The sequence below is a fragment of the Tannerella sp. genome, assembly GCF_052170195.1.
Classification (GTDB): Bacteria; Bacteroidota; Bacteroidia; order Bacteroidales; family Tannerellaceae; genus Tannerella.
Genome location: NZ_JBQNAZ010000004.1, coordinates 114,899 through 130,723 on the forward strand (window position 1 = coordinate 114,899; position 15,825 = coordinate 130,723).

At 46.2% G+C, this 15,825-nt stretch carries 12 protein-coding genes and 2 pseudogenes; 5 read left to right on the plus strand and 9 right to left on the minus strand.

Features of this window, described 5'->3' with window-relative positions; all coding sequences use genetic code 11:
* Nucleotides 1-14 precede the first annotated feature (14 nt).
* The 7 genes and pseudogenes from ACTTKA_RS02310 to dnaE all read right to left on the minus strand — a co-directional run bounded on the left by ACTTKA_RS02310 (nucleotide 15) and on the right by dnaE (nucleotide 11,137).
* A pseudogene (locus tag ACTTKA_RS02310) lies at nucleotides 15-2,455 on the minus strand (FAD-dependent oxidoreductase).
* A gap of 487 nt (nucleotides 2,456-2,942) precedes the next feature.
* Nucleotides 2,943-3,875, minus strand: coding sequence for an MBL fold metallo-hydrolase (locus ACTTKA_RS02315; protein ID WP_442723811.1), 933 nt, complete (start codon nucleotides 3,873-3,875; stop codon nucleotides 2,943-2,945).
* 44 nt (nucleotides 3,876-3,919) lie between these two features.
* Nucleotides 3,920-5,251 carry a DNA recombination protein RmuC gene (locus ACTTKA_RS02320; RefSeq protein WP_442723812.1) on the minus strand — a complete coding sequence of 444 codons (1,332 nt, stop codon included), beginning with the start codon at nucleotides 5,249-5,251 and terminating at the stop codon, nucleotides 3,920-3,922.
* Between the two features lie 532 nt (nucleotides 5,252-5,783).
* Nucleotides 5,784-6,308 carry a DUF4943 family protein gene (locus ACTTKA_RS02325; protein ID WP_442723813.1) on the minus strand — a complete coding sequence of 175 codons (525 nt, stop codon included), beginning with the start codon at nucleotides 6,306-6,308 and terminating at the stop codon, nucleotides 5,784-5,786.
* A gap of 132 nt (nucleotides 6,309-6,440) precedes the next feature.
* On the minus strand, nucleotides 6,441-6,854 hold the full coding sequence (locus tag ACTTKA_RS02330) for a Fur family transcriptional regulator (RefSeq protein WP_442723814.1): 414 nt from the start codon (nucleotides 6,852-6,854) through the stop codon (nucleotides 6,441-6,443).
* A gap of 153 nt (nucleotides 6,855-7,007) precedes the next feature.
* Nucleotides 7,008-7,322 (minus strand): thioredoxin, encoded by a 315-nt coding sequence (trxA, locus tag ACTTKA_RS02335; RefSeq protein ID WP_442723815.1) that lies wholly within the window; start codon nucleotides 7,320-7,322, stop codon nucleotides 7,008-7,010.
* A gap of 29 nt (nucleotides 7,323-7,351) precedes the next feature.
* Complete coding sequence (dnaE, locus tag ACTTKA_RS02340; protein WP_442723816.1) at nucleotides 7,352-11,137, minus strand: DNA polymerase III subunit alpha; 3,786 nt, start codon at nucleotides 11,135-11,137, stop codon at nucleotides 7,352-7,354.
* A 168-nt stretch (nucleotides 11,138-11,305) separates the two neighbouring features.
* Between dnaE and ACTTKA_RS02345 the strand changes: the two genes are divergently transcribed.
* From ACTTKA_RS02345 to ACTTKA_RS02355, 3 genes are all read left to right on the plus strand, one after another.
* Nucleotides 11,306-11,905, plus strand: coding sequence for a porin family protein (locus ACTTKA_RS02345; protein WP_442723817.1), 600 nt, complete (start codon nucleotides 11,306-11,308; stop codon nucleotides 11,903-11,905).
* A gap of 89 nt (nucleotides 11,906-11,994) precedes the next feature.
* Nucleotides 11,995-13,095 (plus strand): hypothetical protein, encoded by a 1,101-nt coding sequence (locus tag ACTTKA_RS02350; RefSeq protein WP_442723818.1) that lies wholly within the window; start codon nucleotides 11,995-11,997, stop codon nucleotides 13,093-13,095.
* Between the two features lie 67 nt (nucleotides 13,096-13,162).
* Complete coding sequence (locus ACTTKA_RS02355; RefSeq protein WP_097560471.1) at nucleotides 13,163-13,624, plus strand: methylglyoxal synthase; 462 nt, start codon at nucleotides 13,163-13,165, stop codon at nucleotides 13,622-13,624.
* Nucleotides 13,625-13,636: 12 nt separating this feature from the next.
* Here the strand turns inward: ACTTKA_RS02355 and ACTTKA_RS02360 are convergent, their stop codons facing one another.
* Nucleotides 13,637-14,461 (minus strand): tetratricopeptide repeat protein, encoded by an 825-nt coding sequence (locus ACTTKA_RS02360; protein ID WP_442713727.1) that lies wholly within the window; start codon nucleotides 14,459-14,461, stop codon nucleotides 13,637-13,639.
* A gap of 44 nt (nucleotides 14,462-14,505) precedes the next feature.
* Between ACTTKA_RS02360 and ACTTKA_RS02365 the strand changes: the two genes are divergently transcribed.
* Together ACTTKA_RS02365 and ACTTKA_RS02370 are read left to right on the plus strand one after the other, a co-directional pair.
* Nucleotides 14,506-14,805, plus strand: coding sequence for a hypothetical protein (locus tag ACTTKA_RS02365; RefSeq protein WP_442713731.1), 300 nt, complete (start codon nucleotides 14,506-14,508; stop codon nucleotides 14,803-14,805).
* On the plus strand, nucleotides 14,715-15,263 hold the full coding sequence (locus tag ACTTKA_RS02370; protein WP_442713726.1) for a 30S ribosomal protein S16: 549 nt from the start codon (nucleotides 14,715-14,717) through the stop codon (nucleotides 15,261-15,263). Before ACTTKA_RS02365 ends, ACTTKA_RS02370 begins: the two co-directional genes overlap by 91 nt.
* 140 nt (nucleotides 15,264-15,403) lie before the next feature.
* Here the strand turns inward: ACTTKA_RS02370 and ACTTKA_RS02375 are convergent.
* Nucleotides 15,404-15,577, minus strand: a pseudogene (locus ACTTKA_RS02375) (FAD-dependent pyridine nucleotide-disulfide oxidoreductase); the annotation flags it as partial.
* Between the last annotated feature and the right edge of the window lie 248 nt (nucleotides 15,578-15,825).

Sequence of the window (15,825 nt, forward strand, 5' to 3'; positions counted from 1 at the left end):
CTGTTATTGTATATTTATATGAATAAGTTGATATTGGCATCCTCCGCACGTTCCATGTAAGTGGCTACTCCGCCCACGGTGACTTCGTCGAGCAGTTCTTCACGTTTCACGCCCATCACATCCATCGACATCTGGCAAGCGATAAACTCTACTCCGTGATTGATGGCTTGCTGACGCAACGTTTCGAGCGAGTCTATGCCTTTTCGCTTCATGATATGGCGCATCATCTTGTCGCCGATCCCGAACATACTCATCTTGGAGAGATGGAGCTTCAGGGAACTGGACGGCAGCATCATTCCGAACATGCGTCCGAAGATGTCTTTTTTGACCTTCGGCTTCGATATTTTTTTGATGACATTCAGCCCCCAGAACGTAAAGAATATCGTTGTTTTATGTCCTGTCGCAGCAGCTCCTCCGGCCAGTACGAACGTAGCCAGCGCCTTGTCCAGATCATCGCTGAACATGATCAGAGTCTTCGACTTGCTATCGCACGATGTCACCGTCCGGCAGGCCTGCGATCCTCCTTTTTCGATAACAACCGTATACTTGCCTTTCTCGTCTGCAATCGAAATCAGACGTTGCCCCGTCGTATTACACCATGCCTGAGCATCGCGGGCAAACCCCGGGTGGCTACCATTTCAATGCGTTCGCCTTCGCCGATCGAATCAATGGCCTGTTTAAGTTTCATCACCGGTCCCGGACATTGCAGCCCGCAGGCATCGACCCTGACGACTTTAACGTCATTCTTTATCTGAGTTCCCATATCGATACTAATCTGTGAGGGAACTGACCCCGGCTGATCGGACAAGGGAGCGACGGCTGCGGAATACGTCTTGTATCCTCCCGAAAGGTTTTTTACTCGCGTGAAACCATGTGCCCGCAGGATTTGTTGCGCCAGATAACCGCGAAGCCCAACGGCGCAGAACGTATAAATCTCTTTGTCTTTCGGAATCTCGTCAAGACGGTCTCTCAAATCGTCGAGTGGAATATTTACCGCGCCTTCGATCGATCCGAACGCATATTCTGCCGGAGTACGTGTATCGAGCAGGAGCACTTTGCCATGGTCTGCTTGTACGACATCACGCCATGAAACGACGGGCATCGCCCCGCTGATGATATTATTTGCCACGTAACCTGCGATGGCTATCGGATCTTTAGCCGACGAGAACGGCGGGGCGTACGTATGTTCTACTTTCGTCAGATCGTAAATCGTGCCGCCGTTTTTGATCAGTAGCGCAATTTGGTCGATGCGTTTATCTACTCCTTCATATCCAACTGCCTGTGCCCCGTAGAGCTTACCCGTTTCAGGGTGAAACGTGAGCTTGACGGTCAAAGGCAACGCGTCGGGGTAGTAGCTCGCGTGAGAGACGGAATGCGTCGTGGATCCGGCGTAATCCATCCCCAACTGTTTGAGACGTTTGCCGGCCAGACCTGTCGAAGCAACCGTCAGATCGAAAACTTTCGCAATCGATGTTGCAATCGCTCCTTCGTATTTCGTTATATTCCCGAAGACCATATTGTCCGCCACGATCCGTCCTTGCCGATTGGCCGGATTGGCGAGAAAGTTCAGGTAAGGTTTACCGGTCAGGGGATGCGGATATTCGATGGCGTCTCCTACGGCATAGATGTTTTTTACCGACGTTTCAAGGTATGCATCTACCCGTATGCCTCCGGTCTCTCCGAGGACTATTCCAGCCTTCTTCGCTAATTCGGTGCGGGGACGGACGCCGATGGAGAGTATCACCATATCGGTCGAAAGCGTTTGACCGCTCTTAAGGAGGACTTCAACCTTGTCTTCCTTGCGTTCAAAGCCTTCGACGCTTTGCTCAAGGAAAAGCGATACTCCTTTTTGCTGTAGATGTTGATGAACATGCGAGGCAATCGAAAAGTCGACAGGTGCCATCACTTGGTTGCCCATCTCGACAACGGATACATGGGCTCCTGTTTGATGGAGGTTCTCAGCCATCTCCAGACCAATAAATCCGGCTCCGACAATCACTGCATTTTCTACTTTGTGCGAAGTAATGTATGCTTTGATCCGGTCGGTATCCTCCACATTCCGAAGAGAGAAAATCCCTTTGCTGTCGATCCCTTTCAACGGCGGACGGATCGCTGATGCACCCGGAGAAAGCAATAATTTGTCATACTTTTCCGTGTAGGAAGAGCCATCTGCACGCTGTATGGTTACCATTTGTTTTGATGGATCAATGTCTACAGCCTCGTTTTCAACCCTTACGTCGATCTTAAACCGACGGCCGAATGATTCGGGCTTTTGCACAAACAGTTTTTCGCGCTCTGCAATGGTCCCGCCAATATAATAAGGTAGTCCGCAATTGGCATACGAGATGTATTTTCCTTTTTCAAGCAGTACGATCTCCGCAAACTCATCCGCGCGTCGAATCCTTGCTGCTGCGGTTGCTCCTCCCGCAACTCCGCCTATGATAAGGTACTTCATATTCTTTCTAAAATAAATTTCCTGCTTTTATGTATGTTTTATTATATTCCAATGGAAATAATGGCGCAAAGATAAAGCAGTTTTTCCAATAAAACAAATTTCCAACGGAAATTTGTTTTATCGATTAAGCATCCGGTCTGAAATTCACCATATCATACCTTCATTCTTTACATGAGTTCGGGATAATCTTTGATTAGGATTAGAATAAGATGATCTGTTTTGTTTGTTGTATCATTTTCCAAATCGATCAACAGTAATCCATACCCAAAAGTGTTTTTTTGAAGCTGTATGGGTATGTATTTCATCTGATTCAATAACGGCAACAAGCTCCTCTTTTTGCGGTAAAGAAATCTCTTCATCCCATTCTTTTACCCCATAGTAAACGGTCGTATGACTTATTTTCAATATCCGCCCGAAGACATTTAACAATGACAAATATTTAACAGATCAGAACATATACTCGGATAAAAGCAAAAATGGATCTTTTTTACTTTTTAAGGGAAGTGATTGTCTTATTATTGAGTTTTCTAAGTGTATAAGGTTCTCCGGGAGCCAGAAGAACGACTCTTTCAGGGTTCTTTACCCTTGCTTTCAGTTTCTCAGGATCTCCGTTAAAAGGAGTGAAATCGGGCGCGTCGACCGAACCCCAATGGTGGAGCAATAAAGGAGTATCAGGATAAGCATTAGCCAACCGAATCGCGCCTTCGAACGTAAAGTGCCATTCACTATCCGAGAAGTCAAACAATATCGCATCGGGTGTGGGCATCTGTAAATGTTCGGGCATCAAGCGAGAATCGCCGGTGGCCCATATTGATCCGTCGGGCGTCTCGATCCAGAAGCCGGCGCAGTCTGCCTGTTTCCAGAATCTGCCGTTTCTTGCTTCGGGATAATCATTTTGCCACGCATGATCGGCAGGTGTTAAGGTGACACGAGTATTTTTCACCCAAAAAGTGTCGCCGATCAGATGCCCTTGAGAAGGTAAGCCTTGGTTTCTCATGATTGAATCGACATATTCGGTTGAATGATAAATGTCTGTGATATCTTTTAAATCGGTGCAAGTCGGAACGCTGTAATGATCGTTATCACTGTGTGTGACCAAGACGGCATCTAAATGGGGCACCGCATGTGTTTCAATTGGCATGTCAATCAATAAAGGCATATCGAAACCTTTAAGGACCGGATCGATCATTATCGTAGTCCCATGACTGTTAATCAGGAAACCGGACATGCCTAACCAACGGAGAGTCGTTTCATTCGTTTTATCAAACGCTTCCTTTCCGAAAAACTGAGTAGGAGGAGCTTTTGCCTGATACTTTTTTTCTGTTTCATGCTGCTTATCGGGATTCTGCTCCATCGATGCCATCTTGCACGAGCAAGCTGTCAGCATAACAACCATAAGTAGAACTGTTTTTTTCATCATATTTATTATTTAATAATATATTCGACTTTTATCTAATCCAAAAATCACGCCTCTTCTTCCGTCTCGATCGCTTCGCCCAGTACCGCTACCGACTCCTCCTGCGGAAGCGCCTGCACCTCCTTTAGCTTACGCTCGATCGCTCGCGATCTTACCCCCGCACGGTCGATTACGTTCGTCGCTTCCTGTAATTTTTTCTTCGTCTTTTCCAGAATCGTCCCGAAACGCCCGAACTCTGTCTTTACGGCGCCCAATATTTCCCACACCTCGCTCGAACGTTTTTCGATGGCCAGTGTTTTGAAGCCCATCTGCAAGCTGCTCAGAAAAGCCACCAGATTGGTAGGCCCTACGACCGTAATTTTAAATTCCCGTTGCAAACATTCGAATAACCCCGTCCGACGTAAAATCTCCGCGTACAGACCTTCCGTGGGCACAAACATTATCGCGAAATCGGTCGTCAACGGCGGACGAATATATTTGTCTCTGATACTTTTCGCATTCTTTTTAATCGAAGCCTCAAACTGTTTACCGATCGTTTCCAATTCTTTCGGATTCAAATCCGTCGCACGTTCATACGCTTCGATTAACCGCTGATAATCCTCGTTCGGAAATTTTGAATCGATCGGCAGCAGCAAACTCTTCTCCTCGTCGTTACGATTCGGGAGCTTGATTACATATTCCACCCTTTCCTGACTGCCTTCTTTTACGATTGTATTCTGCTCATACTGTTCGGGCGATAAAATCTGCTCAAGAATCACCCCTAACTGTATCTCTCCCAGATTTCCCCGCGTTTTTACATTTGTCAGCACCTTCTTCAAATCTCCCACACCCGAAGCGAGCGATTGCATCTCTCCCAATCCTTTATGTACTTCCTCAAGTCGTTCGCTAATCAACTTAAATGATTCATTAAAACGTTTTTCAACCGTTTCTTGCAGCTTCTCGTCCACCGTTCTGCGCATCTCTTCCAGTTTTCGACTGTTATCTTCGCGAATGCTGTTCAGTTTCCCTTCCACCGTGTCTCTGATTTCTTTTAATTTCCCCTCGACTTCCTGTTTAATCATCTCCTGCCTGGCAGTCAACGCCTCGAACTTTTCCTTCTGAAACGAATTGAAGTCCTTTACATGACGCATAAAACTGTCTTCAAACGATTTCAGAGAAAGTCGCTGTTCCGCCCGATTTTCTTTCGCGGCCCGTAGATTTTCTTCCCTGCTTCGGCTGAACTCATCGCGAATCAACGGATCCATTCGGGAAAGGTCGGTATCCATCTTGATCAACCTTTCTTCCAATTCCTCGTCACGAATGTTCTCGCCCTTCTTCAACGTAAGGAAGATGTTGATCAGCGCGAGCACAATCAATAAGATTATTAAGATCGTAATCATTCTTCGTGTTTTTTTCTATTACACTATTTGTTTTTAATCCGTTATAACAAATATTCGACTTGTACAAAGAGAAACACCTTTTTTGAATATTAATAACAGCTTGTTCGGAGAAACATCTCGACAGTCCGGACAAAATATTACCATCGGTGTTGATAAAAGAAGCATCGTCATGATTAAAATAAGCGCCGTCATTTGCAATACGAGCACGGTCGTTAATAATATAAGCGTCATCATTAACAAAACAGCCAACTGCGTTATGTGTTCTTTACAGTGCGTTTGTAAAACTGCCGTGGGTGTTAACAAAACAGCCAACTGCATTATGTGTTTTTTACAATGCGTTTATAAAACTGCCGTGGATGTTAACAAAACAGTCGACCGCGTTATATATTCTTTACAATGTAATTAAGAAACAAGCATCCGCAAGCAGATAAACTCAACAGGATTTCCCGGAAGTGACTATGTGCTAAACAGAAGGCTGATGCCATGTGCCAGCAGATATTGCTGCATTGATCTCATGCTGCGCGGCAAAATCCTAAAACCAACGGTAATCCGTATCTTTTAGAGGGTCTTCTTCTTTTAACTCTTTTGCACTTTTATGCTTATTCTTTTTCCACCAGTCTGCGTAAGCCTTTGCCACCTTACGATGTGAAACATCCGTGCGCACGAATTTTAACTCCGCATCATTCCGCAAAGCCAACAGCGGATTCTGCGATGGAAAACCATCTAACAGACTGCCCCGATTAATCGTCTCGGTTCGAATCGCTTCTATCGTCCACAACATATACATTCCCAACTTGCATTCAGAGAGATAGAGAGATGAAACCGGATTTCTGGGAAAGTGAGTAATCATTTCTGTCTCATTCCTGTACCGAAGCAAGGCGGGAATATCCTTATGGGTAAATTGTGGAAGCGTCATGTAGTCCTCATGCGTTTTTGTCCTCAGTTGCTGGACAAAAGCCTCTACCGCCGGATTATCAATCTCCTCGGCCTCTTCTTTACAACAGCCGGCAAACCCGACTAAAAAAAGCAGCAAAAATAAAATTTTCAATGTTTTCATGATTCATGTCGTATAATTATATTCGTATCTGTTATCTGATGTCGCGGTCTGATAATAAGCACATCGAAACCAACAAGTCAACTCTTAATCGAATACATCCTCCCTCATAGCAATCTTTGCGGGATCCATAACTCAACAGGATTGCCTCGATTTACATTCGGCACATAGACCTTTTACATTTACATAGGCTTCATCGATCGAGAAATCCGTATTTTGGGGGAGTAAATGATGAATTTCGGGCAGTGGAATATCGATGATGCATCCGCATGCCTTACAACGAAAATGCCCGTGTGTTTCCATCACACTGTCGAACCGGGCATTTTTCTCATCGATGTCAATCTGCATCGCCGTTCCCTGTTGAACAAATAGTTTCAGCGTGTTATACACCGTTGTTTTCGATAGTGTGGGGATCTGTGGCAACAATTCCGTATAAATCTCATCCACTGTTGGATGGGTATGATGCTTAAACAGATATTCCATAATGGCTATGCGCTGAACGGAAGGCTTAATGCCATGTACCAATAAATATTGTTGAGTAGATTTCATACAGTGCAGTTCGTCTTATTTTGTAATGGATACAAAAGTAGGGCAAAAAAATAATCCCATCAAATATATCCGGATAATTTTGAGTGGCACAAAACCGAATCCGGGCAAACGCGATAGAATTGCGCCGCCCGGACTCCTTGTCAAAAAATCGTATCAGAGAAGTTTCTCAATCTTCTCTGCCAATGCGCTCTTCTGCGCAGCGCCTACCTGTTTGTCGACCATCTGACCGTCCTTGAAGAGTAAAATCGTAGGAATATTGCGGATTCCGTATTCCGAAACCACATCATCATTCTCATCGACGTTTACTTTTCCGATAGTCACGCGACCTTCGTATTCGGCAGCCAGCTCATCAATGATGGGACCCACCATCCGGCAGGGGCCACACCATTCTGCCCAAAAATCCAATACCACAGGTTTCCCTGCACTCAATACTTCCTTGTAATTTGCGTCTGTTACTGTTAATGCCATAATTCTATTGTTTTTAATTGGTTGATAAATTATTTATTGATCGTAAAATCCAAAATATCCGAATCGTTGATAAAATTCAGCAATTCTTGCGTAACGTTCAGCCTGATGTCGCGAGACGAAAAATTCAGCGCCACATGATCGCTTCCGGTGACGTTGAAAAACAACTGCGTCTTGCCCGGATTGCTTTTCATCAGAGCGGCCAGCTCGCTGATCACCTGCTCGTTCAAATCACCGATCGGGATCGATATACTGATCGAATGAATCAACGAATCTTTCACGTCCTGCAGCAGCTGAATCGAGTTGATTTTAAAATCAAGCTCCGCTTCTTTCCATCTTCGCGGCTGAACTGCAGCCTTTATATAAAGATAAAGCCCTTCTTTGCCGTACTTGCTGAAATTAATATAATTGTCGCCGAAAAGCGGCACCTCTCCGCTGCCCGACATATCTTCGATCTTGATGATGCCGTAAGGCTTTCCGGTCTTCGTGAGTCCTTCCCGATACCCCGTCACGATACCGCCAAGCAATAGTTCCTTGTTTTGAAACTCTTCCCATTCACGGCTGTCCACATCCTTCATCGTCATGTTGCAGACATGGTTCAGGATGATGCGGTATTCGTCGAGCGGATGCGCAGACAGGTAAATGCCGATGAGCTCTTTCTCCCGGTTGAGTCGTTCCAGCGCACTCCACGGTTCACATTTCGGAATCTCGGGACGCGCAATCTGTATCGCTTGATCATCACCGAACAGCGAGGCGGACGACATTTGTTTATCCATCTGATATTTCGATCCGTAACGCATGATAACGTCGATAAAAGTCTCGCTCTTCTCGTTCGGAGTGCCAAACGGTTCACGCGGCATATTCAATGTGTCGAACGCACCGGCCAAAGCCAAACTTTCAAATGCTTTCTTGTTACATGCGCTCAGATTTACCCGTTCGACAAAATCGTAAATATCCTTGTAAGGCCCGCGCTTGTCACGCTCCTCAATAATCGCCTGAACCGCACTTTCTCCCACTCCTTTAACCGCCACAAGCCCGAAACGGATATCTCCTTTCGTATTCACCCCGAACTTACGGTGCGACTCGTTGATGTCAGGCCCCAACACCTGAATCTTCATCGCCTTGCATTCGTCCATCGCCTTTGTAATTTCCTTGATGTTTGAAAGGTTACGACTCAGCACGGCGGCCATAAACTCCGACGGATAGTGAGCTTTCAGATACGCTGTCTGGTAAGCTACCCACGAATAGCACGTAGCATGACTTTTGTTAAACGCATACGAAGCGAACTTTTCCCAGTCGGCCCAGATCTTCTCAAGCGTTTTTACATTATGCCCGTTTTTTTGTCCGCCGTCAAAGAATTTACTCTTCAGCTCATTCATCTTGTCAATCTGCTTTTTTCCCATGGCTTTACGCAACGTATCGCTTTGTCCGCGGGTAAAGCCGGCGAGCAACCTCGAGAGCAACATGACTTGCTCCTGATAAACGGTAATCCCATACGTATTTTTCAGATAACGCTCCATTTCGGGAATATCGTAAGTGATCTCTTCCCGACCATGCTTACGTGCGATAAACGCGGGAATATAATCCATCGGTCCGGGACGATAGAGCGCATTCATCGCGATCAGGTCTTCAAATTCGGTCGGTTGCAATTCCTTCAGATACTTTTGCATGCCAGCAGACTCGAACTGAAACGTCGCGACGGTCTTTCCCTGACAGAACAGATCGTAAGTCTGTTTGTCATCAATCGGAATCTTATCAATATCGATGGCCTTACCGGTCGTCTGCTTGATATTTTCGATCGTTTCTTTAATGATCGACAGGGTTTTCAGGCCAAGAAAATCCATCTTGATCAGCCCCGTTTCCTCAATGACCGAACCTTCATACTGCGTAACGAGCAAGGTTTCTTTCGTTTCCTTGTCTTCGGCCGTGGCAACAGGCACGATGTCTGAGATATCCTGCTGTCCGATAATCACACCGCAGGCATGAACGCCTGTATTCCGCACATTGCCTTCCAGCTTCTGAGCGTATTTTAACGTGTCGCGCAGGATCGGATTCATGCTGTTGGCTGCCTCCTTCAACTCAGGTACCGCCTCAATGGCATTCTTCAGCGTCAGCTTCTTATCCGGAATCTTGTCGGGTACGAGTTTAGCCAGACGATTCGATTCCTTCAAGGGTAGTTGTTGAACTCGCGCCACATCTTTCAGCGCCAGTTTCGTTGCCATCGTGCCATAGGTGATGATATGCGCCACACGCTGCTGACCATATTTTTCCGTCACCCATTTCAAAACCTCGCCCCGCCCGTCGTCATCAAAATCGATATCGATATCAGGCATAGAAATACGATCGGGATTAAGGAAACGCTCGAACAGCAAATCGTATTGGATCGGGTCAATATCGGTAATTCCCAGACAGTATGCAACGACCGACCCGGCAGCTGAGCCACGTCCCGGTCCGACGGACACCCCCATCTCACGGGCAGCCGTAATGAAATCCTGCACGATCAGGAAATAGCCGGGGAATCCCATCCTTTTAATCGTTTGCAGCTCAAAATTGATACGTTCTTTCGCTTCTTCCGGTATATTTTCGCCATAGCGATGCGGACTCATCGCCCGTTTAAGCGTCAGATGTTCGAGGTAGTCCGCTTCGAGTTTGATGCGGATCACTTTCTCATAACCACCGAGACGCAGATAATTATCCGTTACTTTGCCATCGGCATCCGTCTCGTTAAATTCGTTTATCAAATCTTTGGCCGTATATTTTTCGCGATACTCCTCCTCCGTTCCAAACGAAGGGTCGATCTCGAAGAAAGGCATCAATGCCGGCGAATCGATGGAATACAACTCCACCTTATCAAGAATTTCGAGCGTATTGCTCAAGGCTTCGGGGACATCGGCAAAAATCGAGTTCATCTCGGCCGTACTTTTCAGCCATTCCTGTTTGGAGTAGCGCATCCTTGCCGGATCATCGATATCTTTGCCGGTGCTGAGGCAGATCAGACGATCGTGCGCTTCGGCATCGTCTTCGTTCACAAAATGCACATCATTCGTCGCGATGATTTTAATGTCATGCTTACGTGCCAACTCGACCAAGGCTTTATTAACTTCCACTTGCTTTGGGTAGGTCTTTTGGTCGGCATTTGCGGCATGCGTTTCGTGACGCTGCAGCTCCAGATAGTAATCGTCGCCGAAGAGATTCTTGAACCAGAGCACCGAGGCTTCGGCTTCTTCTTTCCGGTCTCGCATAATCAGCTGCGGGATTTCACCTCCGAGACATGCGGAACAGATGATGAGCCCCTCATGATATTTTTCAAGCAGTTCCTTGTCGATGCGCGGATTGCGGTAAAACCCTTCCGTCCATGAGAGCGAAACCATCTTAATCAAGTTCTTGTACCCTTTCAGATTCTTGGCCAGAACAATCAGATGCCACCCTCCGAGGTCTTCTTTAGCCGTCTTGTTAAAGCGCCCGTTTCGTGCGCAATAGCACTCACATCCTAAGATCGGTTTAAAGATCTCTCTTTTTTTCGCATGTATCTTCTCCGAAAGTTTTTGCATGCGATCCGTTTCTTCGGCTGTCGGGTTGTCTTTATCGTTTAACTTCCGAAGTTCGTTTTCGCAATCTTTAATTATACTAAGATGTTTGCTGTTTTTCTTCTGGACCTTATTGTAAAATTCTTTGATGCCAAACATGCTTCCGTGATCGGTAAGAGCCATGCCGGGCATTCCATCGCCCTGCGCCTTTTCGATCAACGCATCGATAGAAGCCTGTCCGTCAAGCAGCGAATACTGCGAATGTACATGTAAATGAACAAACGGTACCATAAATTTTACACTTTATGCAATGGTGATGATTAAATTCAAATTCGATTCAAAGATAAGGGATGTTTCGGAAGTCGGCAAGAAATTTTGTCATTACTCGTTTTTTTTAGTGATAAATAGGTCGCATCTCAAAAAAAATAGTACTTTTGTTTGCAAATCAGACGAAAGAAGATGAGAAAGGGAGGATTTATACTAATGATGTGCCTGCTTTCATGGGCGATGGAAGCCAAGATTACATGGGGTGTTCGGGCGGGGTTATCATACAGCTCATTGACGCAGATTGTCGACGAAGAGGTCACGTATGGCGGCCGGTTAGGATTCAGTGTGGCTGGGTTGGCCGACATCCCGCTTTCGCGCAGATTTTCCATCTGTCCGGAACTCGCATTCGTCAATCAAGGAGGATCATACGACTATGCTTATTTGGTCTATGATGACATAAAAGCGGGGCGACATGCATGCAACTATTACTCGCTTCAGCTACCTGTTAACTTAGTGTATAAGATCAACCTCGGCAACTGGCAGATGGGCGTTCAAGCCGGCCCGTTTGTCTCCGTTTCCACACGAGAGCGGGAGCGCCACGAATGGAAAACCCGCGACTTCAGACCATTCGATATCGGTGCTGGAACAGGACTCTATGTCGAGCACCGGCACGTTTTTTTCTCCGTATATGCCCAAACGGGATTTATCGATAAATTACGCGAAAAACAACCTTTTGAATCGCAGATTTATCAAAACGACGTGACCTTCTCCTTTGGTTACCGGTTTCGATGATACCAGTCTCAAAGTAAGCCTTTAGGTGCTAAGGTGGATAGCTCCGGACAGAATCATTGCGATTATTCAAAAAATTAAACAGACTTCCCATGAAAAAGTTATTTCTCTTTTCTACTATATTATTATGTTGGGTACAATTGGCTATAGCGCAAGACACCGGTCGTTTTCCGTCTTTCGATCGTGCCGAAGATATATGCTATTGCGCTGTGCAGTTTCTACATCCCCGTCAGGTTGTTAAAAACAGCAACAATTACGAGATTTTATTGGCGCTGCGCCGCCCAATGACACTTGAGCAGCTTGCTGCCACCGGTATCTCACACAGCGAAAACCAAATCCTGCTCTTACAGTCGCAACGTCTGATCGAGCGCGATGGCAACACGTACCGGACGATAATCCCCATACTCGACAGTCTGCATACAAGCGCCTTACGAACCGATTCATACGAGACCGGAAAAATACTTGTCCCCGAAATTGTCGACGACTGCCGCAATCTGGTCGAGTACCTTTCGTCTGAAGGTATGCCCCATCATGCATTCAGCATCCTTTTCTCTTACGTCCTCGACGGAAAAATCTGGAAAGTCATGGAGAAAAAAGAGATGGTAACCGGGCGCAACAAAGAGAGTCACGAATCGTGGGAGGGCAATTACTGGATACTGTACAACAAGCGAAAAGCCCTGCAATGCGGAACAAATACAATGAGCGCGGGCGGAAAGTATTCGGTCAAAATCAATTGGTCGGACGGCCTGATTCGTTTGGCACACCCTCTTTTCAACTCGAAGAACCTAAACAATTTTCTGAAAGAAATCGATGCAAACGATAAGGTTTCCGAACCTTCCGCATTCTCATTTTTTACGGAAATCGGAGTGATCCGTCCGGATGGTTCCATCAACATCCCGATTATTGAAGACTCCGATGCAAACCGTATTCATGCATTTGCCGAGACGATTAGCAACAAACTTGCGGAAGCGCTGCAAACAAAGGTCGACATCGAAGCCATCACACATAAATACGGCTTTTCCGACACGCATGAAGCCATGGTTATTTTCTATCACGAAGTCATGTGGGATATCCTCAGCGAATTGGTGGAACGCGGTGTGGTACATCAACCGGCCGTCTTTGCTTCTCCTCAAACCGCCAAGCTGTCCGATGTGCGCGATCTATGCTTCCTGCTCCGTGAGAATCACGAGTAGCGCGCTTCGCCACAACGGAAAAATCACTACATTTGTCGCGTAAGAATACATAAAAACTGACGATATGATGAAAAAGAAATTGACAATTGCGCTTGTAGCGCATGATAACCGCAAGGTCGACATGATCGACTGGGCTGTCTTCAATGCTGATTTTCTGGCTGCACACAACCTCGTTTGCACCGGCACGACCGGCACGCTGATTCGTGACGCCTTTGAACAGCGGGGCATCGAATACAGCAATATCCGCTGCATGCACTCGGGCCCGATGGGAGGAGATACCGAAATTGCCGCCATGGTGGTACGCAAGGAGATCAATCTGGCCGTTTTCCTGATCGACGACCTCAATCCGCAACCGCACGAAGCCGACATCCAGATGCTCCTGCGCCAGTGCCGCGTTCACAACGTACCCATTGCGTGCAACCGTTACAGTGCCGACCTGATGATTACCAGCAGCCTTTGGGACGACGACGCGTATGAGCCGATGGAACCGAAATATGCTCCGTTTAACCGTGAGAACTATCCCGTATAAAGCGGGATATTGCTAAAAAGTCATGTTGATCAGTTCGTCGATAACAGCCTTGTCATAACCCAGCTCGAGCGCTTTTTTGAAATCGATCGCGGCCGACTCTTTCTCAAATTGCGCGAGTTTAATTTTTCCGCGCAAGACGTACAGATGTGCCGGCACGTCGTTCGTCTCGGCAAAGATTTTGTTAAGGTCGGCCATGGCGCGTGCATTTTTTTTCATCCGAAAATACAGCTCGGCACGTTCCTCGTAATACTGCAGAGGAGTTCTCGACTTTTCGATCAGGTAGCTGAGGATCGTTTCGCTGTCTTCATAATTACCACGTGCCTTATCAAGCAAGGCAAACCCGAAACGCCCTTGCTCCGACTCTTTGTCGATCGACATGATCTTCTCGAAATCTTCGTCGGCCAGCATATAATCCTTCATCTCTATATATAACATCCCGCGGCGGTAATACGCGTCGAGATCGAGTGGATCGAGCAGCAGCAACGCCTGATAATCGCTCAGCGCCTTTTCCGTCTCACCCATCTCGATATAAAGCTCCGCACGGTTCGAAAGAATCAGCTTGTTCTTCGGTTGCAGGCTGAGCGCAGCCGTATACGACACGAGCGCCTCATCCGTTTTGCCTTGCTGCCGCTGGATCGTTCCCAGATTCGAGAGCAGGGCGAAGTTGTTCTTATTGGCCGGTTCGGCATGCATGGCGGCCTTCAGCGCCTCTTCGGCTGCCGGCAAATCGCCTCTGTCCGCATATTCGTAACTCTTGCGAATCATCTCTTCATACGTCTGCGCCCGCAACGTCCCCACCATGAGCAGCAGTCCGAGCACGATGCTCCATGTTTTCATCTTCATACTTGTTATCTCCGTTTTATCGTCGCAAAGCTACAACAATGGGACGTAATTTCGTGTTAAACGCCCGTTATATTATAAGTGGTCAACTGAAAAGCCTTGATTTTTCTGTCGAAAGAAGCGGCGGTATAAAAAAAATGCGTATCTTTGCCGCTCAATTTTCACGAACAAAGTTTTATTTAATTATTCAAACATGGCAACAAGAATTAGATTGCAAAGATTCGGTCGTAAAAGCTACGCCTTTTATCAGATCGTTATTGCAGACAGCAGGGCTCCACGAGATGGAAAGTTTATTGAAAGGATCGGTTCTTATAATCCGAACACCAATCCTGCCACAATAGATTTGAATTTCGATAGAGCTTTGTATTGGTTACAGACAGGTGCGCAACCGACCGACACGGCGCGTATGATCCTCTCGCGCGAGGGGGTGTGCATGAAAAAGCATTTGCTCGACGGTGTAAAGAAAGGCGCATTCGACGAGGCAAAGGCTGAGGAGAAATTCCAGTCGTGGCTGACGGAGAAAAAACTCACTTTGCAGAAAGTGAAAGATGCCGAACGCGAAAAGTCGAAAGCCGTAGTGAAAGCCCGTCTGGATGCGGAGAAAGAAGTGAACAAGGCAAAAGCGGAAGTTGTGGCGAAGAAAAAGGCAGAGTTGGCTGCCGCCGCCGAGGCTAAAGCCAGAGAGGAAGCTGCTGCTGCCGCTGCGGAAGAAGCAAGTGCAGAAGAGGCCGTAGCAACCGCACCGGCCGAAGAAGCTCCTGAGACGCCTCAGGCCGAAGAAGCCCCGAAAGCCGAATAATAAATTCGTTTCGCGCAGAAAAAATAAGAAGGGGGTTGTCCAAAAAGTAGGATAGCCCCCTTTTGTCATTATTTATTTCAATAAAAAATGTTTTCTTATCATTGTGAAAAAATAAATATTTCCTTAAATTGGCAGACGGGTATTTCTTCGCGCTCTGCAATGCTCCCGCCAATGTAATAAGGTAATCCGCAGTTGGCATACGAGATATATTTTCTTTTTTCAAGCAGTACGATCTCCCCAAACTTATCCGCGCGTCAAACCCTTGTTGCTGTGGTTGCTTCTTCCGCAACTCCGCCTATAATAAGGTATTTCATATTCTTTCGATAATAAATTTTCTCCTATATGTTGTTTTGTTATATTCCAATGGAAATAATAGCACAAAGATAGAATTATTTTTCCGATAAAATAAATTTCCAACGGAAAATTATTTGTTGATTAGATATTTGCTCTGAGATTGCTAAATAAAAATAAAAAAAATACAAAGTTTTTGAGGTTTTTATAGGGGGTTCGTTTTTTTTATACCTTTCCTCTAAAACGTATTTTGTGAGTTTGCTTAGATTGC

Excerpts from the sequence above, each read along its gene's own strand:
- ACTTKA_RS02315 (WP_442723811.1), bottom strand. The coding sequence starts at position 3,875 with ATGATGAAAAAAACAGTTCTACTTATGGTTGTTATGCTGACAGCTTGC.
- ACTTKA_RS02320 (WP_442723812.1), bottom strand. The coding sequence starts at position 5,251 with ATGATTACGATCTTAATAATCTTATTGATTGTGCTCGCGCTGATCAAC.
- ACTTKA_RS02325 (WP_442723813.1), bottom strand. The coding sequence starts at position 6,308 with ATGAAAACATTGAAAATTTTATTTTTGCTGCTTTTTTTAGTCGGGTTT.
- ACTTKA_RS02330 (WP_442723814.1), bottom strand. The coding sequence starts at position 6,854 with ATGAAATCTACTCAACAATATTTATTGGTACATGGCATTAAGCCTTCC.
- trxA (WP_442723815.1), bottom strand. The coding sequence starts at position 7,322 with ATGGCATTAACAGTAACAGACGCAAATTACAAGGAAGTATTGAGTGCA.
- dnaE (WP_442723816.1), bottom strand. The coding sequence starts at position 11,137 with ATGGTACCGTTTGTTCATTTACATGTACATTCGCAGTATTCGCTGCTT.
- ACTTKA_RS02345 (WP_442723817.1), top strand. The coding sequence starts at position 11,306 with ATGAGAAAGGGAGGATTTATACTAATGATGTGCCTGCTTTCATGGGCG.
- ACTTKA_RS02350 (WP_442723818.1), top strand. The coding sequence starts at position 11,995 with ATGAAAAAGTTATTTCTCTTTTCTACTATATTATTATGTTGGGTACAA.
- ACTTKA_RS02355 (WP_097560471.1), top strand. The coding sequence starts at position 13,163 with ATGAAAAAGAAATTGACAATTGCGCTTGTAGCGCATGATAACCGCAAG.
- ACTTKA_RS02360 (WP_442713727.1), bottom strand. The coding sequence starts at position 14,461 with ATGAAAACATGGAGCATCGTGCTCGGACTGCTGCTCATGGTGGGGACG.
- ACTTKA_RS02365 (WP_442713731.1), top strand. The coding sequence starts at position 14,506 with ATGGGACGTAATTTCGTGTTAAACGCCCGTTATATTATAAGTGGTCAA.